The sequence below is a fragment of the Thalassospira alkalitolerans genome, assembly GCF_002115745.1.
GTDB classification, from domain to species: domain Bacteria; phylum Pseudomonadota; class Alphaproteobacteria; order Rhodospirillales; family Thalassospiraceae; genus Thalassospira; species Thalassospira alkalitolerans.
In genome coordinates this window covers 1-325 of record NZ_JFKB01000066.1, presented here as the reverse complement: position 1 = coordinate 325, position 325 = coordinate 1, and the positions used below count along the sequence as shown (strand labels likewise).

Sequence of the window (325 nt, the reverse complement as noted above, 5' to 3'; positions counted from 1 at the left end):
AGGTCATAGCGCTCAGACAAGACCATCCAGCATGGGGTGGGCGCACGATCAGCAGCCTCTTGAAAAAGCAGATTGCTCCCAGCACCGTTACCAATGTCCTGCACCGGCACGGGCTGATTCAGCCGACTACGAAGGAGCAAGAGGCAAAGCTGAGGTTTGAACACGAGGCGCCCAACAATCTTTGGCAGATGGATTTCAAAGGGCATTTCCCGACGCAAGAAGGCAGATGCCATCCCCTGACTTTACTGGACGACCATTCACGTTTCAGTTTGGCTATTCAAGCTTGTGATAACGAGCGTGGAGCCACGGTGAAAGAAAGGTTGAC

General features: G+C 53.2%; 1 protein-coding gene. It reads left to right on the top strand.

The window, feature by feature from the left end:
- A partial coding sequence (locus TALK_RS22240) for a DDE-type integrase/transposase/recombinase (RefSeq protein ID WP_139833920.1) occupies window positions 1-325 on the top strand: 325 nt, incomplete at both ends.